The sequence below is a fragment of the Streptomyces sp. NBC_01257 genome (genome assembly GCF_035917255.1).
GTDB lineage: Bacteria > Actinomycetota > Actinomycetes > Streptomycetales > Streptomycetaceae > Streptomyces.
The window spans coordinates 2,220,114-2,241,439 of the sequence record NZ_CP108472.1 but is presented as its reverse complement, the minus strand read 5'-3'; the positions used below and the strand labels follow the sequence as shown (position 1 = coordinate 2,241,439).

Here is a 21,326-nt window from a genome sequence, read left to right as displayed (position 1 = left end):
ACGGGGCGTTCATGCGCGTGCTCCAGGTGCTCCGGGGGCGATGAAGGGAAGTCCTGCCGGTGCGCCCGACTCGATGAGTCGCCACAGCGCATCGGTGTCCGCGTGTTCTTCGATCAGGTCGCCGAGGCGGTCGAGCTGTTCCTCGCGCAGCGCGGCGAAACAGGTGTCGGGTGCGGGGACGAAGCGGCGGCCGGCGGCCCGCGCGGTCTCCGTCAGGAAGCGGCGGCGGAACGCGTCGCTCTCCAGCGAGCCGTGCCAGTGGGTGCCCCACACGGAGCCGGACCGGCAGCCGTCGAGGCTCCCGCCCCGCCCGTCGGTGAGGAACGGTTCGCCGCCGCGCACGTCCGCGACGCCGTGGTGGATCTCGTACCCCTCGACGGGGGCGCCGAGCGCCTCGCCGGCCGGCCGGGCGAGGGTCTTCTCACGGTCGAACCGGACGCGTACGGGAAGGAGTCCGAGCCCGTCGACCTTCCCGGCGCGCGACTCGACGTCGTCCTCGATCTCCTCACCGAGGATCTGGTAGCCGCCGCAGATGCCGAGCACCGGACGGCCCTCGGCGGCGCGCCGCAGCAGGGCGTCGGCGAGCCCGCGCTCACGCAGCCAGGCCAGCGCCTTCACGGTGCCGCGGGTGCCGGGCACGATGACGAGGTCGGCGTCGTGCAGTTCCTCGGCCCGGTCCACGAACCGCACCACGACGCCCGGTTCGGCGGCCAGCGCGTCCACGTCGGTGAAGTTCGACATCAGGGGCACCGCGCACACGGCGACGCGCAGGATGTCCTCGCCGTGCGGCGGCGCGACGACCGACTCCCGGACGGCGCCGCGCAGCGAGACCCGCAGACCGTCCTCCTCGTCGATGCCGAGCCCGTGGGCGAACGGCAGCACGCCGTACGTCGGCCGCCCGGTGAGATCGCGCAGCATGTCCAGTCCCGGTTCCAGCAGCGACACGTCGCCGCGGAACTTGTTCACCAGATACCCGGCGATCAGCTCCTGGTCCTCGGGGGCGAGCAGCGCCGTCGTGCCGAAGAACGACGCGAAGACCCCGCCGCGGTCGATGTCGCCGACGACCACGACCGGGAAGCGCGCAGCCCGGGCGATGCCCATGTTCACGATGTCCGTGCGCCGCAGATTGATCTCGGCCGGACTGCCCGCCCCCTCGCAGATCACCGCGTCATACGTGCCCCGAAGCTGCTCCAGACAGTCCACGACGGTGGACAGAAGCGATTCCTGCCGGCCGCCGTGGTAGCCGCGGGCGCTCATCTCGCCGACCGGGCGCCCCATCAGGACGACCTGGCTTGAGCGGTCGCTGCCGGGCTTGAGCAGCACCGGGTTCATCAGCGCGGTCGGCTCGACGCGGGCGGCCTGTGCCTGCATGGCCTGGGCGCGGCCGATCTCGGCACCCTCACGGGTGACGAAGGAGTTGAGCGACATGTTCTGCGCCTTGAACGGCGCCACCTTCACACCCCGGCGCACCAGCCAGCGGCAGATGCCCGCCGTGACGACGCTCTTGCCCGCGTCCGATGTGGTCCCGGCGACCAGCAGTCCGCCGCTCATGTCGGTCTCCGTCCTGAGAGTCGAGGTGCTGCTGTACGTGGTGGCGCGGTACGGGTTCCCGGGGTCCTGCCTGCCGCGATCCGCCGGGCCGCGAGGCCCATGCCGGCCCGGGCCGCCACGCTGACGCCGAGGGCCAGCACGCCGACCCGGCGCGACAGCCGCACGGCGCGTTCGATGTCCGCGGTCTCCACCGCCCGGCCCGCGCCGCCGTTGAGCACGGGGCGGTGCTCGACCCGGCCGCCGTAGGCGAGCGTGCCGCCGAGCCGTACGCCGAGCGCGCCCGCGAACGAGGCCTCCACCGGGCCCGCGTTGGGGCTCGGGTGCTTCGCCGCGTCCGCCCGCCAGGCCCGGACCGCGCCCCGCGGGTCTCCTCCCGCCGCCACGGCGAGCAGGGCCGTCAGCCGGGCGCCCGGCCACCCCGCGACGTCGTCGAGGCGGGCCGAGGCCCAGCCGTAACGGCGGTAGCGGGGCGACTTGTGGCCGACCATCGCGTCGAGCGTGTTGGCGGCCCGGAAGCCGACGAGTCCCGGGACCCCGGCCAACGCCCCCCACACCAGGGCGCCGACCACGGCGTCCGAGGTGTTCTCGGCGACGGACTCCACGACGGCACGGGCGATCTGCGGCCCGTCCAGCGACTGCGGGTCGCGGCCGCACAGATGCGGCAGCCGTTCACGGGCCAGGCCGATGTCCCCTGCGGCGAGCGCGGCACCGATGGCCCTGGCCTCGCGCCCCAGCGACGTACCGCCGACGACGGACCAGGTGGCGGCGGCGGTCAGGGCGACGGACGCGGCGGGGTGGCGGCGCAGGGCGCGGGAGGCCAGTGCGGCGCCCCCGGCGGCGCCTCCGGCGCAGACCAGGGTGTGCAGGGCGCCCCACCCGCGGTGGTCGCGCCACAGGCGGCCTTCGACGCCTGCCGCGGCCCGCCCGAAGGCGGCGACCGGGTGCCCCCTGCGGGGGTCACCGAGCAGCAGATCGCCGATCAGACCGGCCGTGGCGCCGTACGCGAAGATGCGATCGGCACGCACGGTTCAGCCGGCCGTTGCGCCTCGAAGGACCTTGGAACCTGTTCTGGGTCGCACAGGGACGGACGCACGGCAGCCGGGCATGGCGATATGTCCTCACTCAGGGTCCGCGCCCTGGTTCGACGTGACCGGCGACGAGAGTCTCCTGGCTTCCGGATCCGCAGTTCCCCCGGCCTTCCAGTCCGCTTGCGTGGACCGTGACTTCCAGTGGTTGGGGGACTGCTCCCCGGTGACAGTGGCGGGACCGCGCCGGATTCGCACCGGCTTCCTCTGCTGTCGCCGTAATGGCTCCGGCAGTCCACCACGCTCCGCGAACACCCGTCAACTTGCCGTTGACCTGCGACGGTGCAGTGTGCGCAGACACACATCGGGCCGGACGCGCACGAGGTGCGTCCGGCCCGATGCGGGTGGGAGTGGTGGGGCTCAGGCGACGATCAGATAGATGCCGTAGGCCACGGCCGCGGCGCACAGTCCGAAGCACACGTACGCGCCGGCGCGCGCCAGCATGAGCGAACCGCCCGCCGAGCCGCCCGCCGAGCCGCCCTGTGCGGCCGGTTCGGGCTGCTTGGAGAGGCCGACGATGCCGAGGGTGAAGAGGCCCACGAGAGCGACCGTGGCGACGAGGGAGACGCCGAAGACGGTGCCGAGGGCTGCCCAGTCGATGTTCATGCGGATCTGTCCTTACCGGTGGCTCTTGGGGTCCTAGACCGTGGCGGGTCGGGCAGGGTCGGCGACCGTCCCGGCGGGGGCCGGGATGGTCGCCGTGAGCTCGTGGGGCTGGGCGGCCACGGTGGGCGGCGGGCTGACGGCCGCGATGGCCGTGGTGACGACACCCGCGGGCTCGGCGTCCGCACCGGCCGGGGCGACGTCGTCGTGGCCGACGGGCCTGCGCCGCGACAGCATCCAGATGGCGCCGGAGCCGGCGATCAGCAGCGCCGCGACGACCACGACGCCCCAGGTGCCCTGCTTGGTGAGGAACTCCGCACCCGCGCCGACCAGTCCGGCGGCCGGCAGGGTCAGGCCCCAGGCCACGAACATCCGGGTGGCGGTGGACCAGCGGACCACGCCCCCCTTGCGGCCGAGGCCCGCGCCCATCACGGCGCCGGAGCAGGACTGGGTGGTGGAGAGGGAGAAGCCGAGGTGCGAGGAGGCCAGGATGACGGTGGCCGCGCTGGTCTGGGCGGCGAAGCCCTGCGGCGGCTTCAGCTCGGTGAGGCCGCTGCCCATGGTGCGGATGATGCGCCAGCCGCCGAGGTAGGTGCCGAGCGCGATGGCGAGGCCGGCGCACACGATGACCCAGACCGGCGGGTTGGAGCCGGGGGAGAGGACGCCGCCGGTGACCAGGGCGAGGGTGATGATGCCCATGGTCTTCTGCGCGTCGTTGGTGCCGTGGGCCAGGGAGACCAGTCCGGCCGAGGCGATCTGGCCGGCGCGGTAGCCCTTGGCGGTGGCCTTCTCCTGGGCGCCGCCGGTGACCCTGCCGCCGATGCGGTACGTCAGCTTGGTGGCCAGCAGAGCGGCCAGACCGGCGACGACCGGTGCGGCGACCGCGGGGAGCAGCACCTTGGTGACGACGGTGCCGCCGTCGACCGACGACCAGCCCGCGGACATCACCGCGGCGCCGATGAGGCCGCCGAACAGTGCGTGGGAGGAGCTGGACGGCAGTCCGACCAGCCAGGTCAGCAGATTCCACAGGATGGCGCCGACGAGCGCCGCGAAGATGACCTCGGTTCTGAGCCCGTCTTCGTTGATGATCCCGCCGGAGATCGTCTTGGCGACCTCCACCGACAGGAACGCGCCTACGAGGTTGAGAACGGCGGACATGGCCACCGCTGTCTTGGGTTTGAGTGCGCCGGTCGAGATGGTGGTGGCCATCGCGTTGGCGGTGTCGTGGAAACCGTTCGTGAAATCGAACACTAGAGCTGTCACGATCACAATCGCGAGCAGCAGCGTGATGTGTTCCATTTACCCAGGCAATCGTTCGACGTCAGTGGCACGTGGACCGTAGGCAACCTGAGTGAACGGAAGATGAACTGAGCAGGGCGTTGCGGTGACCCCAACCGGAGTGCGGCAGCCCTGTTCGTCCACCGGGTGACGGCGGGGTCGGGGCACGGGCCGGTGTGGGCCCGGAATCCTGGGTTCGGCCGGGCCGTCGCGGGAGGAGCGGCAAGGGGCCGCTCATTCGTCGAAAGGATCTTCGTATGAGCGATGAGTCACGGGAATCGATCGAGCGGGCCTGGGCGGCGGTCGTCGCCACCGCCCGCAGGACGGCCACCGAGGGACTGGTCGTCGGGACCTCGGGCAACGTGTCGGCGAGGGTCGGCGGGACCGTGCTGGTCACCCCCAGCGGAATGCCGTACGACCGGCTCCGCCCCGAGGACCTGACGGGCGTCGACCTGGAGGGCAACCAGACGCTCGGCGAGCTGGCCCCCACCAGCGAACTACCGCTCCATCTCGCGGTCTACCGGAACACCGGCGCGGCCGCCGTCGTGCACACCCACGCGGTGCACGCCACGGCCGTCTCCACACTGGTCGCCGAGGTGCCGTCGGTCCACTACGCCGCCGCGATGCTGGGCGGTCCGGTCCGGGTCGCCGCCTACGCCCGCTACGGCACCGACGAGCTGGCCGGAAACATGCTCACGGCCCTGCGCGACCGCACCGGCTGCCTGCTGGGCAACCACGGCACGGTCACCTACGGCGCCACCCTCGACGAGGCCTACGACCGCACCGCCCAGCTCGAATGGCTGTGCCGCCTCTGGCTCACCGCGAGTTCGGTGCCCGGCCGCACGCCCGCCCTGCTCACGCCGGAGCAGCTGGACGACGTCAAGGAAGCACTGAAGGGGTACGGACAGCACCAGCCGGGCTGACCGCGGGGTGCGACCGGCCGCCCGACCGCCCACGGCCCGGCCCGCTTCCCGCACGCCCCGCCCACCGGACGGCCCCCGTCCACTGGCCGTGTGCGGCGGTGGCCGGGAGACTGAAGCCGTGCGCCCGGCTACAGCGACGGCAGCAGCCGTCACCTCCATCCTCGGCGTCGGTGCGGCAGCGGTCGCGGCCGGCCGGTACGCCAGCGACGCCGCCCTCGGGGCGCCGTCCGGACGTCCCCTCCCCGCCGACCGCAGACTCACCGTGCATGCGACGGCGGCCGGGCAGGTCACCCTGACCCGGTCCTTCACCTCGCTCAGGCCCGGTACCTACGGGCTGGTGGGCGACGACGTCCATGCCGTCGTGGGCCCGGTGATCGAGCAGGCCCACGAGGCCGCCGACACCGTCGTCCGCCGGCTGGAGCGCGTCAACCGCGGCACCCTGCTCCCCAGGGCCAAGGTCCGCATCACGCCGGAGATCCACAGCGGCGACCCGGCCACCGCCCTCGGCCTCGACTTCCGCGAGGTGGAGATCCCCGGCGAACTCGGCGGTCTGCCCGCCTGGTTCGTACCGGGCCCCCGCGACACCTGGGTCATCACCGCGCACGGCATCGGCACCACCCGCGAGCACCCCCTCAACGTGATGGGCTTCCTGCACGGGCAGCAGCTGCCGGTGCTCGACCTCGCCTACCGCGGCGACCCCGGAGCCCCCCGCTCCCCGGACGGGCTCCACCACCTCGGCGAGTCCGAGTGGCGGGACCTGGACGCGGCCATCCGCTTCGCCGTGCGCTACGGCGCTGAGAAGGTCGTCCTGCACGGCTGGTCCACCGGCGCCTCGATGGCGCTGCACGCCTGCGTCAACTCCGCGCTGCGGGACCGGATCTGCGGACTCGTACTCGACTCGCCGGTGCTGGACTGGGCCACCACCCTGCGCGCCCTGGCCGCCGCCCGCGGCGTCCCCTCCGCCCTGCTGCCGCTCGCCGTCCGCGCCGCCCAGGGCCAGACCGGACTGCGCGGCGCCCGGCTCCTGGACACCTCGCTGCCCCGGACCCTGCACGTCCCGACACTGATCTTCCACGGACCCGACGACACCCTGGCTCCCTGGCAGCCGTCCCGGGAGCTCGCGGCCCGCCGGCCGGACCTGGTCGCCCTGCACTCCGTACCCCAGGCTCCGCATGCGGCGATGTGGAATGCCGATCCGGTCCACTACGAAGAGACGCTGAGACGCTTCCTCACGCCCCTGATGTGAGCTGATGTGCCGCTTCGGCCGGTTGGTCCCGGCCGGTGCGGCCGCGTCCGGACGCCGGTCGTTCGGGTTCCGTTTGGGCTTTCGGGCTGTCAGAGGCAAGACTGCTCCCCGTGACGTCCCGTACCCCGCGCGACTCCAGGCTGCGACTTGTCCGCCCGCGACCCCTCGCCACCGCTCGCAAGGCCGTGACCACCCGGCGCACCAGGCCGGCGCCCCGCCCGCCCGAGGGCACCCCGCCGCGGTCGGAGCTGGCCCGCCAGGCCAGGACCGCCCTCGCCGACGCCGTACGGATCGCCCGCTGGGCGGCCGACGGCGCGAGCCCCGGCACGCCTCCGCTGGCCGCCCAGGCCCTCGAACGGGCCGCGACGGCGCTGGAGTTGTCCCCGGCCCAGGTGCGCTCCGGCTGGGACCGGGCCCGCCTCGCCGGTCTCGTGGAACTGCACGGCGACACCGCGCGGCCCGGCTGGCGGCTGCGCGCCTGGGACCGCGACGACTCCGCCGTGCTCCGCGGCTGGGTGGCGCTCTTCGACGCCTGGTCGCTCGTCCACCCCGCACCGCGGGACATCGAGTCCACCGCGGTCGCCGAGGCCGTCGAGGCCGTGCCCCAGGTGCTCTCGCTGCTCCAGCTCTCCGCGGGCCCGGTCACCGTGCCCGCCCTCCTGGACCTGCTGGGCCAGCGCGTCGCCGAACTGCACGAGGAGCGCTGCGAGGTGCCGTACGGGCCGCAGCCGCTGCCCGGCCCCGCCGAGCCGGCGCCCACCGCGCACCCCGAGGCCCTGGTCGCCCTCCTGCTGGACTGGGCGCTCGAGGGGCTGGCCGCCGTCGGGGCGCTCACCCTCGGCACCGGGCACGCCACGCTGACCCCGCTCGGCAACTGGGCGGTCTGGGTCAAGCTGGAACAGATCTGCGTCGCCGCCCAGAGCCCCGCCGGGAACATCGAGCAGTCCGCGGCCGACATGCTCCTCGGCTGCGCCCGCCTCACCCCCGGACCGGCCCGCGCCGAATACCGCGCCTGGCTCGCCGCCCGCCCCGTCGGCAGCGCCGTCGCCGAACTCCTCGGCGTGGCCCGCGGCGAGGACGCGCTGCTGCGCGGGCTCGCCTTCGAGGCGCTCCGTGTCGTCGGCGCACCGGCCGAGCCCGTGGTCCGGTCCGTCGTCAGCGACCCGTCGCTGCGCCCCTACGCGCTGCTCTGGCTCGCGGAGTACGACGGGGCCGACCCCGAGGACGCCCAGGAGGTCCTCAGCCGCGAGGAGGCCACCTGGCTCTGGGTGGACACCGCGGCGGCCGTCGCCGACCACGGCGAGACGGGGCTGCTGGTCCGCCACCTCGACTCGGCCGTGCAGGGCACCGTCCCGGCGCTGCTGGACGAGGTCCGGGCCGTCGGCCATCCGCGCACCGTCCAGGTCCTGGTGGCCCTGGCCGCCGCGCACCCCGACCCGGCGCTCGCCAAAGCGGTCCGCAAGGCGGCGTTCCAGGTACACACGGGCGGCGCCTGAACCGGGGCGGCGCCCCGGCTACGGGAAGGGGCGGGCAGGGGAGCGGGCCCGCCCCAGGCGGCGCGCCCCCTCAGCCCGACCCGGGTGCGTACGTCCCGAACTCAGCCCGATCCCGGTGTGTACGTCCCGAAGCTCCACACGTTGCCCTCCGCGTCCCGCGCCATGTAGTCCCGCGAGCCGTAGTCCTGGTCGGTGGGCGGCATGAGGATCTCCACCCCGTGCTCCACCGCCCGCGCATGGTGGGCGTCGACCTCGTCGACCACCACGTAGACGCCGGCCGGGCCCGCCCCCTGCATCGCCTTGGCGAAGACGCCCTCGCGGCCCTTGGAGCCCAGCATCACCCTGCCGTTCCCGCAGGACAGCTCCGCGTGCATCACCGTGCCGTCCTCGCCCTCGTACACCGCTTCCTCGGTGAAGCCGAGGCCCTCCGTGAGCGTCTTGATCGCGGCCTTCGCGTCGTCGTACAGGATCGTCGGATAGAGCGTCGGAACGCCCGCCTTCGCGTCTGCCATCGTGCTCAGTCCCTTCTCGCGCCGCACCGGGCCCTGTCGCGGCCCGTCTGTGATCTGCGTCTCAGTCTTCCACCGGCCACTGACAATGCCCTGTCCGGCGCCGTGCGCACCGTTCGCGCGGAGGGGGTCAGCGGAAGGTGTTGCAGTCGGCCATGTCGCCGCTGCGGAAACCGGTGGTGAACCACTGCTGGCGCTGCGCGGCCGAGCCGTGCGTCCAGGACTCCGGGGTGACCCGGCCCTGGAACTTCTCCTGGATGCGGTCGTCGCCGACCGAGGCGGCCGCGTCCAGCCCGTCCCGGATGTCCGCCCGGGTGAGCTCGGTGATCAGCGGGCGGCCGGTCGACTCGTCGGGCGTGGTCGTCGCGTGGTTCGCCCAGACCCCTGCGTAGCAGTCGGCCTGGAGCTCCACCTTCACCGCGTTGCTGTTCTCGCCGGTCCGCCCGTCCTGCGAGCGGGCCAGCGTCCCCATCTGGTTCTGCACGTGGTGTCCGTACTCGTGCGCGACGACGTACGCCTCGGCGAACGGGCCGCCGCTCGATCCGAACTTGGTCCGCAGCTCGTCGAAGAAGCCCAGGTCCAGATAGACCTGCCGGTCCCCGGGGCAGTAGAACGGCCCCACGGCCGAGGTCGCCGCGCCGCAGGCCGTGGAGACCCGGTCGGTGAACAGGACCGTCCGCGCGCCGCCGTACGTGGCGTCGCGCCGCTTGAACTCCTGGTTCCAGTAGTCCTGCACGCTGTTGACCACCGCGACGATCCGGCAGTCGGCCTTGGTGTTGGCATCCGCGCCGGTCCGGCACTCCTGCTGGACCTGTGCGGCCGACGAGGCGGTCGCGGTCGTGCCCGAGTCGCCCGAGGAGAGGCCCAGCTGATCGGGGCCGACCCCGAAGAGCAGGCCCAGGATCAGTGCGATGACCCCTGCGATGCCGCCGCCCACAGTGGCTCTGCCGCCGGGGATGCGGCTGCCGCGCACGTCCTTGACCTCGGACGTGTCCAGATCGGCGTCGTCGTCGAACTGCATGGCACCACCCTCTGCTCCGCTCGCGGCTGCCGCACAGCCATGCGCCGAGTATCGGATAGTTCACACCGCAATGCCCGTTTTTGCTGACGCGGTGGAGCGGCTCGGACGCGCTGGGCGAGCTTTCGGCAACTGCGGTGGGGTGCACGCGGAAAAGCGGTTGGACACCGCCAGTAGACTGGTTCTCATGTCAACCCTCCTTGTGCGTCTGCGTGAGTAGTAGCGGCGTCGAGTCGTGAACCGCCCGCCGTTCCTCCGCTGTCCATTCCGCCCTGGAGTTTTTCCGTGATCACCGCTTCCGGCATCGAGCTGCGCGCCGGCGCCCGCATGCTCATCGAGTCCGCTTCCTTCCGTATCGCCAAGGGCGACCGCATCGGCCTGGTCGGCCGCAACGGAGCGGGCAAGACCACCCTCACCAAGTGCCTCGCGGGCGAGGGCACCCCCGCCGCCGGCACCATCAGCCGCTCCGGCGAGGTCGGCTACCTCCCGCAGGACCCGCGCACCGGCGACCTCGACGTGCTCGCCCGGGACCGCATCCTCTCCGCCCGCGGCCTCGACGAGATCCTGCGCAGGATGCGGGAGAACGAGGAGCGGATGGCGAACGGCAAGGGCGCCACCCGCGAGAAGGCCATGAAGAAGTACGAGCGCCTGGAGACGGAGTTCCTCACCAAGGGCGGATACGCGGCCGAGGCCGAGGCGGCCACCATCGCCGCGGCGCTCAGCCTGCCCGACCGGGTGCTGGGCCAGCCGCTCCACACGCTCTCCGGTGGTCAGCGCCGCCGTGTCGAGCTGGCCCGGATCCTCTTCTCGGACGCCGACACCCTGCTCCTCGACGAGCCGACGAACCACCTCGATGCGGACTCGATCGTCTGGCTGCGCGACTACCTCAAGAGCTACCGCGGCGGCTTCGTCGTGATCTCCCACGATGAAGAGCTGGTCGAGACCGTCGTCAACAAGGTCTTCTACCTCGACGCCAACCGCTCGCAGATCGACGTCTACAACATGGGCTGGAAGCTCTACAAGCAGCAGCGCGAGGCCGACGAGCGGCGCCGCAAGCGCGAGCGGCAGAACGCCGAGAAGAAGGCCGCGACCCTCAACGCCCAGGCCGACAAGATGCGCGCCAAGGCCACCAAGACCGTCGCCGCGCAGAACATGGCCAAGCGCGCCGACCGGCTGCTCTCCGGTCTGGAGGCCGTGCGGGTCTCCGACAAGGTCGCCAAGCTGCGCTTCCCCGACCCCTCGCCGTGCGGCAAGACGCCGCTGATGGCGGAGGGCCTCTCCAAGTCCTACGGGTCGCTGGAGATCTTCACCGACGTCGACCTCGCGATCGACAAGGGCTCCCGGGTCGTCATCCTCGGCCTCAACGGTGCCGGCAAGACCACCCTGCTCCGCCTCCTGGGCGGTGCGGAGAAGCCCGACACCGGCGACGTCATCGAGGGCCACGGCCTCAAGCTCGGCTACTACGCCCAGGAGCACGAGACTCTCGACCCGGACCGCACCGTCCTGGAGAACATGCGCTCGGCCGCGCCCGACCTCGACCTCGTCGCGGTCCGCAAGACGCTGGGTTCGTTCCTCTTCTCCGGGGACGACGTCGACAAGCCCGCCGGGGTGCTCTCCGGTGGCGAGAAGACCCGGCTCGCCCTCGCGACGCTGGTGGTCTCCTCCGCCAACGTGCTCCTGCTCGACGAGCCCACCAACAACCTCGACCCGGCCAGCCGCGAGGAGATCCTCGGCGCGCTGCGCACGTACAAGGGTGCGGTCGTCCTCGTCACGCACGACGAGGGAGCCGTCGAGGCGCTCCAGCCCGAGCGCATCATCCTGCTGCCCGACGGTGTCGAGGACCTGTGGGGTGCGGACTACCGGGACCTGGTCGCGCTGGCCTGATCCCGTCCGGACGCGGTCCGGGGCCCGCCCCGGCCGCCCGCGGCCGGACCCCGGCTCCGGCTGCCCGCTGAGCTGATCCAACTCCGCTGGATCATTCGGCCTACGCGTGATCCATCATCTGTGTGAGTGCGTCTCGTACCGCGGCGCGGCACCCGGCAGATAGCTGCCGGGTGCACCCATAAGGGGCCGCGATCCCCTTGCGGCCCTGACCTGGCCGTTCCTTCGGAGCCGTTCCCCCGCTGCCCCCGCAGCCCCGCGGAATAGGGGATTCCGGTCATGCCGGCGCCTTCCCGGGGCCCCGATCCGGTTGCACGGACCTTGCCGAATGGGTGGCCAGGACGGCCCCGAGGGGTGATCATGAGAGTCCAGAGCGCACTTCCCACGAGGAGGCACGGGTGGCCGAGACTCTGAAGAAGGGCAGCCGGGTAACCGGCGCCGCGCGCGACAAGCTCGCGGCAGACCTGAAGAAGAAGTACGACTCCGGTGCGAGCATCCGGGCGTTGGCCGAGGAAACGGGCCGCTCCTACGGATTCGTTCACCGGATGCTCAGCGAGTCCGGAGTGACGCTGCGGGGACGCGGCGGCGCGACACGAGGCAAGAAGGCCGCGACGGCCTGACAGCCGTCCGCGGATCGGGGCAGGCCGCAGGATCTGGACCTGTCCCGGGGCTCACCGGTTTCGGTGGTGGCCACCCGGTCGATCGTGCGGTCGACCGGGTGGTTACTGTTCAGTCACTTAGCTTGATGTGCTGACTGAACCCGATCCGGAGGCGCTCCATGACCTCGCTCGACTCTGTGCTCGACAAGGACGGCGTACGACTCACCGTCGACGACGCGGTTGCCACGGTGACCCTCACCAATCCGGCCAAGCGCAACGCTCAGTCCCCCGCTCTGTGGCGGGCGTTGAAAGAGGCCGGTCGGGCCCTGCCCGGCAGTGTGCGGGTCGTCGTGCTGCGCGCCGAAGGTGTGTCCTTCTCCGCCGGACTCGACCGCCAGGCGTTCACCCCCGAGGGGTTCGACGGTGAGCCGTCGTTCCTCGACATGGGGCGCGGCCCGGAGGCCGAGCTCGACGCGGTCATCGCCGAGTACCAGGAGGCGTTCACCTGGTGGCGCCGCAACGACATCGTGTCGATCGCGGCCGTCCAGGGGCACGCCATCGGCGCCGGTTTCCAGCTGGCCCTCGCCTGCGATCTGCGGATCGTCGCCGAGGACGTGCAGTTCGCCATGCGCGAGACCAGCCTCGGGCTGGTGCCCGACCTCACCGGCACGCACCCCCTGGTGCACCTGGTGGGGTACGCACGCGCGCTCGAAATCTGCGCCACGGGCCGCTTCGTGCACGCCGCCGAGGCCGAACGCACCGGCCTGGCCAACCTCGTGGTGCCCGCCGAGGAGCTCGAAGGAGCCGCCCGCGACCTGGCCGGCGCCCTGATCGCCGCCCCGCGCGACGCCGTCATCGAGACCAAGGCCCTGCTGAGCGGTGCCGTCTCCCGTCCGTACGAGGAGCAGCGCGCCGCCGAGCGGGCCGCCCAGGGCCGCCGGCTGCGCGACCTCTCCGGCACGCTCGACTGACAGCCGCCGTCATCGGGCTCCGGACACGCCACCCGGGGCCCGGTGCCACGTCAGCCTGCGGCCGAACCGTCCGGCCCGGGATCGCCCGTCACCGCCGTGACCAGCACCGACACCGGCGGATGCCCGTCCACCGCCTCCGTGACCGCCGCCCGCACCGCGAGAGCCACGTCGAGCGCCCGGTGCGCACCGTCCGTCGCCAGCTCGACCCGTACGTGATCCGCGCCCGTGTGCACGGCCGGGCCCAGTACCCGGGTCAGTGTCGCGACCCCCGTCACTCCCACGGCGGCATGACCCGCCGCGTTCTCCGGCCGGGCCGCGAGCACCGCGTCGGGCTCCGGTTCGGCCCGCTCCGGATCGGTGTCCAGCAACTCCGTCACCTGCAGATCCACCTCGGAGACCACCAGACCGAGCCGCCGCGCGGCAGCGGCGAGCAGCGCCGAGCGCAGCGCCGCGGCGGCCACGGGCAGCGGCTGGTCCGCCGTCGCGGCCAGCGTGGCCTCGATCCGCAGCGGGCCCGGCGGCAGGGCGCTCGGCGGCGGCGGCACCTGCGGGGCGGGGGCCTCCGGCGCGTCGGCCACGCCGATCCGCAGCTCCCCGAGCACCGGGCCGGACCCGGGACCTCCCACCGCCCGGCGCAGCACGGCGACCGCGGCCCGTTCCGAGATCCAGGCCCCGTCCGCCGGACCGCCCAGAGGGAGCAGTCGGCCCAGGCCGAGCCGTTGCCGAACCGCAGCCGTCCATCCTTGGGCCCTGTGCGGGCTGTCAGCCGTCGTCATCTCCCCAGCCTGCCGCATCCATGGCGCGAGACGGGGCAAGCACACTTAATGTGGGCAATGAAGTCCAACCTGCCCCGAAGGGAAGAACGGCGATGACCGAGACCCCACAGCGGAACCGGCCCGAGTACCCCGACAAGGACTCGACGGGCGGCGACAGCAGGAGCAACCCGCTGACGAAGCGCGGCGGGGGAGACCCCGCCACCCGCGGTCGTACGACGATCGCCGACGGAGTCGTCGAGAAGATCGCCGGAATGGCGGCGCGCGACGTGGTCGGCGTGCACGCGATGGGCAGTGGACTCTCGCGGACCTTCGGCGCGGTGCGCGACCGGGTCCCCGGCGGCTCCAAGTCGGTCACCCGGGGCGTCAAGGCCGAGGTCGGCGAGTCCCAGACCGCCCTCGACCTGGAGATCGTCGTCGACTACGGCGTGTCGATCGCGGATGTTGCCCGTGATGTACGGGAAAACGTTGTCGCGGCGGTCGAGCGCATGACGGGTCTCGAAGTCGTCGAGGTCAACATCGCGGTGAGCGATGTGAAGCTGCCCGACGAGGACGACGACGAGGACCAGCCCGAGCCACGTCTCCAGTAAGTCTCCCGTCAAAGGCAGTTGAGGAGCGCAGATGAGCATGGCTGTGGTCGGCATGGTGGCCGGCATGGCGCTCGGTTTCGCCGGGTACTTCGGCGGATTCGGGGCCTTCCTGCTGGTGGCCGCCCTGGGGGCGATCGGCTTCATCGCCGGTCGCTTCCTCGACGGTGACCTGGAGCCCGGCGACTTCTTCCGGAGTCGCGAGCGCGGCGACCGACGGCGGTGACGGGCGTGCCGGGGGCGGGCGGCCGGGTCGCCGCAGCGGAGCGTGGGGAGACCAGGATCGCCGACCGGGTCGTCGCGAAGATCGCCGCGCAGGCGGCGAAGGAGGCGGTCGACGCGCCGCCGACGGACGCCGCTTCGCCGCGCGCCACGGTCACGGTGCACCGTGACACCGCACGCGTACGGGTGAGTCTGGAGCTCGGATATCCCAGCGACATCGGACGCCAGTGCGGTGCCGTGCGTCGCAGGGTCGCGATGCGGGTAGAGGCGTTGGCGGGGATGGAGGTGCCCGAAGTGGCCGTACAGGTCGAGCGCCTGCACCCCTCAGGAGCGAGCCTCGCGGCGCAGGGGAGGATCCGATGACCGAACCCCAGAACCCGGAACACGGTACGCAGCGACTGCCCACCACCGGGGCGGTGGAACACGGCGACGTGCTCGCACTCGACCAGTCGGCGTCGTCCGCGGCGTACGACCCGGTCCCGGCCAAGGAACGGAGCGAGGGCGGAGCGGGCCGATTCTGGTCCGCCCGGCGCATTCCGGCGGGCATCACGGCCCTCGTGGTCCTCGGCGGCTCCGGGCTGCTCCTCTACGACGTCGCGGCGGTCCGCGCCGACCATCCGGCGATGCGGTGGCGCCGCTCGCTGGCCGACGAACTGGCCGAACGGCGGCTGGACGACGTCTGGGTGCTGACGGGCGCCGCGGTCGCGGCGGCGGTCGGCCTGTGGCTGATCGTCCTCGCCCTCACACCCGGACTCCGCGATCTGCTGCCGATGCGCCGCGACCGCCCGGGCGTACGGGCCGCCCTCGACCGGACCGCGGCGGCCATGGTGCTGCGCGACCGGGCCGTGGAGGTGGCCGGTGTGCAGTCCGTCCGGGTCCGGATGGGCCGGAGCAAGGTGGGGGTGCGGGCCGTTTCGCACTTCCGTGAACTCGACGACGTACGGTCCGATCTGGACACCGTGCTCTCCACCGGCATCAAGGAACTCGGGCTGGCCCGGCCGCCGAGCCTGTCCGTCCATGTCCGCCGTCCGGCGAAGAAGGGGTGAGCGGCGTGATCGGGACCGTCAACCGGGTACTGCTCGGCCTCGCCGGACTGGTGCTGGTCTGCGTGGGCGGCGGGGTGCTGGCCGCGGGGTTCGGCCTTTCCGTGCCGTCCTGGTGGCCCTGGTACGGCAAGAAGGACGTGCTGCTCAGTGAGGCCGACCGGGACCGCTGGCGCTCCGAGGGCTGGTGGTGGCCGGTGGTGATCGCGGTTCTCGCGGTGCTGGTGGTGCTCGCGCTGTGGTGGCTGCTGGCCCAGTTGCGCCGGGCCCGCCTCGCCGAGGTGCTCGTGGACAGCGGCGACGGAGAGGGCGCGCTGCTGCGCGGCCGCGCCCTTGAGGGCGTACTCGCCCAGGAGGCGGGCGCCCTGGACGGGGTGGCCCGTGCCCAGGTCGTCCTGACCGGCCGGCGCAGCGAACCGCAGGCCAGGATCCGGCTGCTGATGGAACCGCACGCGGCCCCCGACGAGGCGCTGGGCAAGCTCAGCGACGAGGCGCTGGCCCATGCCCGGGACTCCGCCGGGCTGGAGCGGCTGCCGGCCGAGGTGCGGCTGAAGGCGGTCAAGCACCGGGCCGAGCGGGTGAGCTGACGGGGCTGTACACGACGAGGGAGGGGCCGGACGGCACACACGCCGTCCGGCCCCTCCCTCGTGCCGCGTCCGGGCGCGGGGCTCAGAAGCCGTGCCGGGAGCCGCCGTCGACCGGCACCATGATGCCCGTCAGATACGAGGCGGCCGGCGAGAGGAGGAACGCCGCCGTCCGGCCGAACTCCTCCGGAGTGCCGTAGCGGCGCAGCGGGATGCGCGCCTCGTTGGCCGTGCGTGAGGCCTCCGCGTCGCCCGACAGCGCGTCCAGTTCACGCACCCGGTCCGTGTCGATGCGGGCCGGCAGCACGCCCACCACCCGGATGCCCCGCGGACCGAGCTCGTCCGCCAGCGACTTGGCGAAACCGGCCAGGCCGGGGCGCAGCCCGTTGGAGATCGTCAGTCCGGCGATCGGCTCGTGGACGGAGCCGGAGAGCACGAAGCCGATGACCCCGCCCTCGCCGAGCGCGGCCGCTGCCGCCCGGGCCAGGCGCACCGCACCCAGGAACACCGAATCGAAGGCGGACTGCCACTGCTCGTCGGTGTTGTCCGCGAGGAAGCCCGGCGCCGGTCCGCCGACGCTGATGAGGATGCCGTCGAGCCGGCCGAACCCCTCCTGAGCGGCCTCCACGAGCCGCTGCGCCACGCTCGGGTCCGCGTTGTCGGCGGCGAGTCCGACGGCGTCCGGGCCCAGCTCGTCCGCCGCCTCCCGGACGCTCTTCTCGTCGCGCCCGGTGATGATCACCTTCGCGCCGTCGGCCACCAGCGCGGCCGCCGTGGCGTTGCCGAGCCCCCGGGTCGCCCCGGTGACGATGTACACACGGTCCTTCAGTCCAAGATCCATGGTCCTATCCTGCCGCGTCACCCCGGGCCGTGTCCTCGGCGGCCTGTGCCTCGGCGAGCGCCACCGCCGTACCGACGAGACCGATGTGGCTGAAGGCCTGCGGGAAATTGCCGAGCTGACGCCCGGCCGCGGTGTCGTACTCCTCGGCGAGCAGCCCCACGTCGTTGCGGAGCGCCAGCAGCCGTTCGAAGAGTTCGGTCGCCTCCTCGGCGCGCCCCGTCATCCGCAACGCGTCCGCCAGCCAGAACGAGCAGGCGAGGAAGGCGCCCTCACCGCCCGGCAGTCCGTCGATCGAGGTGCCGTCGGTGCTGTAGCGGCGCACCAGCCCGTCGCTGCCCAGCTCGTCCCGGACCGCGTCGACCGTCCCGATGACGCGCGGGTCGTCCGGCGGCAGGAACCCGGTCCTGGCGATCAGCAGGGTCGCGGCGTCCAGGTCCCGCGACCCGTACGACTGGGTGAACGTGTTGCGCACCGGGTCGTACCCCTTCTCGCACACCTCCCGGTGCACGGCGTCCCGCATCGCCCGCCAGCGGTCGGCGTCGCCGGTCAGCGTCGGGTCCTCCTCCAGACTGCGCACCGCACGGTCGGCCGCCACCCAGGCCATCACCTTGGAGTGCACGAAGTGGCGGCGCTGGCCGCGGATCTCCCACAGGCCCTCGTCCGGTTCGCGCCAGGTGGACTCCAGGAAGCCCAGCAGGCTCAGCTGGAGGTTCCAGGCGTGCGGCTTGTCGTCGAGGCCGGCGTCCCGGGCCAGCCGCAGCGAGTCGATGACCTCTCCGTACACATCGAGCTGACGCTGTCTGACGGCGGCATTGCCGATCCGGACCGGGGCCGAGTGCTCGTAGCCGCTCAGCCACGGCAGCTCCGACTCCGGCAGCCGGCGCTCGCCCGCGAGCCCGTACATGATCTGCAGATCGGCCGGGTCCCCGGCGACCGCGCGCAGCAGCCAGTCCCGCCACGCGGCCGCCTCCTCCAGATATCCGGCCGAGACCAGCGCGCCGAGCGTGAGGGTGGAGTCCCGCAGCCAGCAGAAGCGGTAGTCCCAGTTCCGTACGCCGCCGATCTCCTCCGGCAGCGAGGTGGTGGGGGCCGCCACGATCCCGCCGGTCGGACCGAAGGTGAGTGCCTTCAGGGTGATCAGCGACCGCATCACGGCATCCCGGTAGGGGCCCTGGTACTTGCACCGCGCGGACCACTCGGCCCAGTCGGCCAGGGTGTTCTCCAGCGCCTCGTTCGGGTCGATGAGATCGGGCCGGGGCGAGTGCGAGGGGTGCCAGGTCAGGACGAAGGCGACCCGTTCGCCCTCGGAGACGCTGAACGAGGAGCACGTGGAGAACTGCTGGCCCCAGGTCTTGACCGGCGGGTCGCTGCGCAGCCACGCCGAGTCCGGTCCCGCGACCGCCACCCGGTGGCCCTGCGAGCGGCGCATCCACGGCACGACGGAGCCGAAGTCGAAGCGCAGCCGGATCACCGAGGCCATGTCGACGGTGCCGCTGACGCCCTCGACGATCCGCATCACATCGGGTGCCTCGTCGCGCTGCGGCATGAAGTCGATGACCTTGACGGTGCCGGTGCGGGTCTCCCAGAAGGTCTCCAGGACCAGGGAGTCGCCCACGTAGGCGCGGCGGGTGCAGTTGTCCGCGCCCTTGGGGGCGATGCGCCAGTGTCCGTTGTCCTCGTCGCCGAGCAGCGCGGCGAAGCAGGCGCCCGAGTCGAAGCGGGGCAGGCAGAGCCAGTCGACAGAACCGTTCCTGCCGACCAGGGCGGCTGTCTGCAGATCGCCGATGAGGGCGTAGTCCTCGATGCGTGGGGTCACGTTGTGGCGTGTTCCCGAACCTGACCTCCGCTAAGCAGCCACGACGTGAGGAGAGGCGGGAGTCACCCCCGCGGACGCTCCGTCAGGCCTTCGCCGGTTCGGGCTCCGCCGCCGCGGCCTGTTCGGCGGCCGTGGCGGCCGCCGCCACCCGGTCGCGCTTCTCCCGGCGGGCCAGCACCACGTAGCCGACCGGCACACCCCCGGCGAACAGCCACCACTGCACGGCGTACGCCATGTGCGGGCCGATGGAGTCGTCCTCGGGAGCCTCGATCAGCTCGGGCCTGTCGCCCTTGGGCTCGGGACCCGTCTGCTCGATGTAGCCGCCGAGCACCGGCCGGGACAGGAGCTTCGCCTGCTGGGAGCTGTTGATCAGCATCACCTGGCGGTCCGGCAGGTCCGAGAGGTCCTTGATACCGCTGGCACCCGTCGTCTCGTCGGCCTTGAGCCGCCCGGTGACGGTCACCTCGCCCCTGGGCACGGCCGGGACGTCGGGGAAGGCGTACTGGTCGGAGGCGGAGGGGACCCAGCCGCGGTTGATCATGACCGTGCCGCCGCCCTTGAGGTCGAACGGGATCAGTACATGGACACCGATGGAGCCGTCGGTGGCGGTCCGGCGGCGCACCACGACCTCGTGCTTCTCGTCGTACGTCCCGGTGGCGCTCACCGCACGCCAGTAGTCCGCGCGCGGAACGGTGTGACCGGGGGAGGTGAGCGTGGCGACCGGAACGGGGTCCGCCTTGAGATTCCGCGAGATCAGGGCGTTCTGCGCGACCTTGTGCTCATGCCGGTGCAGCTGCCAGAAGCCCAGCTCGACCATCGTGGGAATGAGTACGAGGGCGATGAGGGCGAGAATCAGCCACTGCCGGGTCAACAGGAAGCGGTACACCCCATGACGGTACAACTGCGTCATGGGGTGCATCGCGCAGGGGGTGGGGGAAGGGGCGCGGCGCCCGGTGCTCAGACTCTGTCGACGATGCCCGCCTTCCCCTCCGCGCGGGCGCAGTGCCCGCCGCAGAACCAGTGCCCGTCGACCTCCACGCCCTGGCCGATGACCTGGACCCGGCAGTGCTCACAGATGGGCGCCATGCGGTGAATGGCGCAGGAGAAGCAGTCGAAGACATGAATCGCGCCCTGCGCGTGCACCTCGAAGGACATCCCGTAGTCGTTTCCGCAAACCTCACAACGTGCCATGCGCCACAGGGTGGGACGCGAGGGCGGCGGCGGGCGAGCGGCGGGCGGGCGAGTCGCCGCCGGTTCACTCCGATGACGGCGTCGGCGCCGGGACCTTCTTCGCCGCTGCCACGTCCCGCAGGAGATGCGTGAAGGCGCTCTCCTCCAAAATCGGGGTGCCGAACGACTTCGCCTTCACGGTCTTCGACGTCGCCGCGTCCGGGTCGTTGGTGACGAGCAGGCTCGTCAGCCGCGAGACGCTGGTCGCCACGTGCAGCCCCGCCTCCACCGCCCGGTCCTCCAGCAGTTCACGGTCGATCGAGGTGTCTCCGGAGAACGCCACCCGCATGCCCTGCATGAGAGGTTTGTCCTTCTCGTACCGTCCCGGATTCGGATACGGGCAGGCCGGGCGCTTGCGCGAGGGGCGCCAGCTGTTCTGCGCTCCGTACGAGGGCTGGTAGCCGACCCGCGGGGTGACGGGGGAGTCCGACCACTCGGTCAGCGGCCGGCACTCCAGCAGCGGCAGCCGCATCCCGCCCCGCGCCGCCGCGTGCAGACTCGGGCGGAACGCCTCGGCCAGCACCCGCGCGTCGTCCAGCGCGTGGTGCGCCTGCTGCTGCACCACGCCGAAGTGCGCGGCCAGCGACTCCAGCTTGTGGTTGGGCAGCGGCAGCCGCAGCTCCTTGGAGAGCGCGATGGTGCACAGCCGCTGCTGGACGGGGGCGATCACCGACGCCCGTGCGTACTCCCGGGCGAGCATCGACCAGTCGAAGGCGGCGTTGTGCGCGACGAGGACGCGGTCGGCCAGCCGCTCGGAGAGCTCGGCGGCCACCTCGGGGAAGAGCGGGGCGCCTTCGAGCACGTCGCTCGTCAGCCCGTGGATCCACACGGGGCCGGGGTCCCGCTCCGGGTTGACCAGGGTGTACCAGTGGTCCTCGACGTTGCCCTGCGCGTCCAGGCGGTAGACGGCGGCGGAGATTATCCGGTCGTCCCGGGCGAGTCCGGTGGTCTCCACGTCGACGACCGCGTACCCCTGCGGGTAGGCGGTCGGCCACGGTGCTGCGGTCTGGCGGTCGTCGAGCATGGTCACAGAGAATACGGGCCGACACCGACAGTCCCCTATTCGGCCG

At 72.5% G+C, this 21,326-nt stretch carries 23 protein-coding genes and 1 riboswitch; of the genes, 11 read left to right on the top strand and 12 right to left on the bottom strand.

Annotated elements, in window-relative coordinates; genetic code table 11:
- Positions 1–9 precede the first annotated feature (9 nt).
- The 4 genes from OG408_RS09360 to OG408_RS09345 all read right to left on the bottom strand — a co-directional run bounded on the left by OG408_RS09360 (position 10) and on the right by OG408_RS09345 (position 4,538).
- Positions 10–1,551: a cobyric acid synthase gene (locus OG408_RS09360; RefSeq protein WP_266777210.1), complete on the bottom strand. Its 1,542-nt coding sequence runs from the start codon at positions 1,549–1,551 to the stop codon at positions 10–12.
- Positions 1,548–2,576, bottom strand: a complete 1,029-nt coding sequence (locus tag OG408_RS09355; RefSeq protein ID WP_266777208.1) for a cobalamin biosynthesis protein — start codon at positions 2,574–2,576, stop codon at positions 1,548–1,550. Before OG408_RS09355 ends, OG408_RS09360 begins: the two co-directional genes overlap by 4 nt.
- Positions 2,577–2,711: 135 nt before the next feature.
- Positions 2,712–2,844: riboswitch (cobalamin riboswitch) on the bottom strand.
- A gap of 152 nt (positions 2,845–2,996) precedes the next feature.
- A complete protein-coding gene (locus OG408_RS09350) occupies positions 2,997–3,242 on the bottom strand; it encodes a hypothetical protein (RefSeq protein WP_266777206.1) in 246 nt (81 codons plus the stop codon).
- A gap of 33 nt (positions 3,243–3,275) precedes the next feature.
- A complete protein-coding gene (locus tag OG408_RS09345) occupies positions 3,276–4,538 on the bottom strand; it encodes an inorganic phosphate transporter (RefSeq protein ID WP_266777204.1) in 1,263 nt (420 codons plus the stop codon).
- 236 nt (positions 4,539–4,774) lie between these two features.
- Between OG408_RS09345 and OG408_RS09340 the strand changes: the two genes are divergently transcribed.
- From OG408_RS09340 to OG408_RS09330, 3 genes are all read left to right on the top strand, one after another.
- Positions 4,775–5,440, top strand: coding sequence for a class II aldolase/adducin family protein (locus OG408_RS09340; RefSeq protein ID WP_285568622.1), 666 nt, complete (start codon positions 4,775–4,777; stop codon positions 5,438–5,440).
- 118 nt (positions 5,441–5,558) lie between these two features.
- Complete coding sequence (locus tag OG408_RS09335; protein WP_266777200.1) at positions 5,559–6,686, top strand: alpha/beta hydrolase; 1,128 nt, start codon at positions 5,559–5,561, stop codon at positions 6,684–6,686.
- Positions 6,687–6,871: 185 nt separating this feature from the next.
- On the top strand, positions 6,872–8,182 hold the full coding sequence (locus OG408_RS09330; RefSeq protein ID WP_266786058.1) for a hypothetical protein: 1,311 nt from the start codon (positions 6,872–6,874) through the stop codon (positions 8,180–8,182).
- 101 nt (positions 8,183–8,283) lie between these two features.
- On the opposite strand, the gene OG408_RS09325 is transcribed toward OG408_RS09330, so the two are convergent.
- Together OG408_RS09325 and ypfJ are read right to left on the bottom strand one after the other, a co-directional pair.
- The gene (locus tag OG408_RS09325; protein ID WP_266777198.1) at positions 8,284–8,694 is read right to left on the bottom strand and encodes a VOC family protein; all 411 of its coding nucleotides are present in this window, start codon (positions 8,692–8,694) and stop codon (positions 8,284–8,286) included.
- A 127-nt stretch (positions 8,695–8,821) separates the two neighbouring features.
- The gene (ypfJ, locus tag OG408_RS09320; protein WP_266777196.1) at positions 8,822–9,712 is read right to left on the bottom strand and encodes a KPN_02809 family neutral zinc metallopeptidase; all 891 of its coding nucleotides are present in this window, start codon (positions 9,710–9,712) and stop codon (positions 8,822–8,824) included.
- 282 nt (positions 9,713–9,994) lie between these two features.
- Between ypfJ and OG408_RS09315 the strand changes: the two genes are divergently transcribed.
- The 3 genes from OG408_RS09315 to OG408_RS09305 all read left to right on the top strand — a co-directional run bounded on the left by OG408_RS09315 (position 9,995) and on the right by OG408_RS09305 (position 13,160).
- On the top strand, positions 9,995–11,593 hold the full coding sequence (locus OG408_RS09315) for an ABC-F family ATP-binding cassette domain-containing protein (RefSeq protein ID WP_266777194.1): 1,599 nt from the start codon (positions 9,995–9,997) through the stop codon (positions 11,591–11,593).
- Between the two features lie 395 nt (positions 11,594–11,988).
- Positions 11,989–12,210, top strand: coding sequence for a helix-turn-helix domain-containing protein (locus OG408_RS09310; protein ID WP_018518904.1), 222 nt, complete (start codon positions 11,989–11,991; stop codon positions 12,208–12,210).
- A gap of 158 nt (positions 12,211–12,368) precedes the next feature.
- Positions 12,369–13,160, top strand: coding sequence for an enoyl-CoA hydratase/isomerase family protein (locus OG408_RS09305; protein ID WP_326669311.1), 792 nt, complete (start codon positions 12,369–12,371; stop codon positions 13,158–13,160).
- A gap of 50 nt (positions 13,161–13,210) precedes the next feature.
- Here OG408_RS09305 and OG408_RS09300 read toward each other — a convergent pair whose 3' ends face one another.
- Complete coding sequence (locus OG408_RS09300; protein WP_266777190.1) at positions 13,211–13,936, bottom strand: hypothetical protein; 726 nt, start codon at positions 13,934–13,936, stop codon at positions 13,211–13,213.
- A gap of 92 nt (positions 13,937–14,028) precedes the next feature.
- On the opposite strand from OG408_RS09300, the gene OG408_RS09295 reads away from it, so the two are divergent.
- Genes OG408_RS09295 through amaP form a run of 5 tightly spaced genes read left to right on the top strand, consistent with a single transcriptional unit; the run spans position 14,029 to position 16,372 of the window.
- The gene (locus OG408_RS09295) at positions 14,029–14,523 is read left to right on the top strand and encodes an Asp23/Gls24 family envelope stress response protein (RefSeq protein WP_266777188.1); all 495 of its coding nucleotides are present in this window, start codon (positions 14,029–14,031) and stop codon (positions 14,521–14,523) included.
- A gap of 31 nt (positions 14,524–14,554) precedes the next feature.
- The gene (locus OG408_RS09290) at positions 14,555–14,746 is read left to right on the top strand and encodes a hypothetical protein (RefSeq protein ID WP_123526843.1); all 192 of its coding nucleotides are present in this window, start codon (positions 14,555–14,557) and stop codon (positions 14,744–14,746) included.
- Positions 14,743–15,105, top strand: a complete 363-nt coding sequence (locus OG408_RS09285) for a hypothetical protein (protein WP_266777182.1) — start codon at positions 14,743–14,745, stop codon at positions 15,103–15,105. The genes OG408_RS09290 and OG408_RS09285 overlap by 4 nt, the downstream gene beginning before the upstream one ends.
- Entirely contained in the window at positions 15,102–15,788 is a 687-nt protein-coding gene (locus OG408_RS09280; RefSeq protein WP_266777180.1) for a DUF6286 domain-containing protein, read from the top strand. Before OG408_RS09285 ends, OG408_RS09280 begins: the two co-directional genes overlap by 4 nt.
- Positions 15,785–16,372 carry an alkaline shock response membrane anchor protein AmaP gene (gene amaP, locus OG408_RS09275; RefSeq protein WP_266777178.1) on the top strand — a complete coding sequence of 196 codons (588 nt, stop codon included), beginning with the start codon at positions 15,785–15,787 and terminating at the stop codon, positions 16,370–16,372. The genes OG408_RS09280 and amaP overlap by 4 nt, the downstream gene beginning before the upstream one ends.
- 82 nt (positions 16,373–16,454) lie before the next feature.
- Here amaP and OG408_RS09270 read toward each other — a convergent pair whose 3' ends face one another.
- From OG408_RS09270 to OG408_RS09250, 5 genes are all read right to left on the bottom strand, one after another.
- Entirely contained in the window at positions 16,455–17,210 is a 756-nt protein-coding gene (locus OG408_RS09270) for an SDR family oxidoreductase (protein WP_266777176.1), read from the bottom strand.
- A 4-nt stretch (positions 17,211–17,214) separates the two neighbouring features.
- The gene (locus tag OG408_RS09265; RefSeq protein ID WP_266777174.1) at positions 17,215–19,026 is read right to left on the bottom strand and encodes a glycoside hydrolase family 15 protein; all 1,812 of its coding nucleotides are present in this window, start codon (positions 19,024–19,026) and stop codon (positions 17,215–17,217) included.
- A gap of 82 nt (positions 19,027–19,108) precedes the next feature.
- Positions 19,109–19,912 carry an SURF1 family cytochrome oxidase biogenesis protein gene (locus tag OG408_RS09260; RefSeq protein ID WP_326674500.1) on the bottom strand — a complete coding sequence of 268 codons (804 nt, stop codon included), beginning with the start codon at positions 19,910–19,912 and terminating at the stop codon, positions 19,109–19,111.
- A 71-nt stretch (positions 19,913–19,983) separates the two neighbouring features.
- A complete protein-coding gene (locus tag OG408_RS09255; protein WP_326669305.1) occupies positions 19,984–20,217 on the bottom strand; it encodes a hypothetical protein in 234 nt (77 codons plus the stop codon).
- A gap of 64 nt (positions 20,218–20,281) precedes the next feature.
- On the bottom strand, positions 20,282–21,286 hold the full coding sequence (locus tag OG408_RS09250; protein ID WP_266777170.1) for a DEDDh family exonuclease: 1,005 nt from the start codon (positions 21,284–21,286) through the stop codon (positions 20,282–20,284).
- Between the last annotated feature and the right edge of the window lie 40 nt (positions 21,287–21,326).

Bases quoted from the DNA above. Each gene is read 5' to 3' on its own strand.
- OG408_RS09360 (WP_266777210.1), bottom strand. From the start codon at position 1,551: ATGAGCGGCGGACTGCTGGTCGCCGGGACCACATCGGACGCGGGCAAG.
- OG408_RS09350 (WP_266777206.1), bottom strand. From the start codon at position 3,242: ATGAACATCGACTGGGCAGCCCTCGGCACCGTCTTCGGCGTCTCCCTC.
- OG408_RS09345 (WP_266777204.1), bottom strand. From the start codon at position 4,538: ATGGAACACATCACGCTGCTGCTCGCGATTGTGATCGTGACAGCTCTA.
- OG408_RS09340 (WP_285568622.1), top strand. From the start codon at position 4,775: ATGAGCGATGAGTCACGGGAATCGATCGAGCGGGCCTGGGCGGCGGTC.
- OG408_RS09325 (WP_266777198.1), bottom strand. From the start codon at position 8,694: ATGGCAGACGCGAAGGCGGGCGTTCCGACGCTCTATCCGACGATCCTG.
- ypfJ (WP_266777196.1), bottom strand. From the start codon at position 9,712: ATGCAGTTCGACGACGACGCCGATCTGGACACGTCCGAGGTCAAGGAC.
- OG408_RS09305 (WP_326669311.1), top strand. From the start codon at position 12,369: ATGACCTCGCTCGACTCTGTGCTCGACAAGGACGGCGTACGACTCACC.
- OG408_RS09300 (WP_266777190.1), bottom strand. From the start codon at position 13,936: ATGACGACGGCTGACAGCCCGCACAGGGCCCAAGGATGGACGGCTGCG.
- OG408_RS09295 (WP_266777188.1), top strand. From the start codon at position 14,029: ATGACCGAGACCCCACAGCGGAACCGGCCCGAGTACCCCGACAAGGAC.
- OG408_RS09290 (WP_123526843.1), top strand. From the start codon at position 14,555: ATGAGCATGGCTGTGGTCGGCATGGTGGCCGGCATGGCGCTCGGTTTC.
- OG408_RS09280 (WP_266777180.1), top strand. From the start codon at position 15,102: ATGACCGAACCCCAGAACCCGGAACACGGTACGCAGCGACTGCCCACC.
- OG408_RS09270 (WP_266777176.1), bottom strand. From the start codon at position 17,210: ATGGATCTTGGACTGAAGGACCGTGTGTACATCGTCACCGGGGCGACC.
- OG408_RS09255 (WP_326669305.1), bottom strand. From the start codon at position 20,217: ATGGCACGTTGTGAGGTTTGCGGAAACGACTACGGGATGTCCTTCGAG.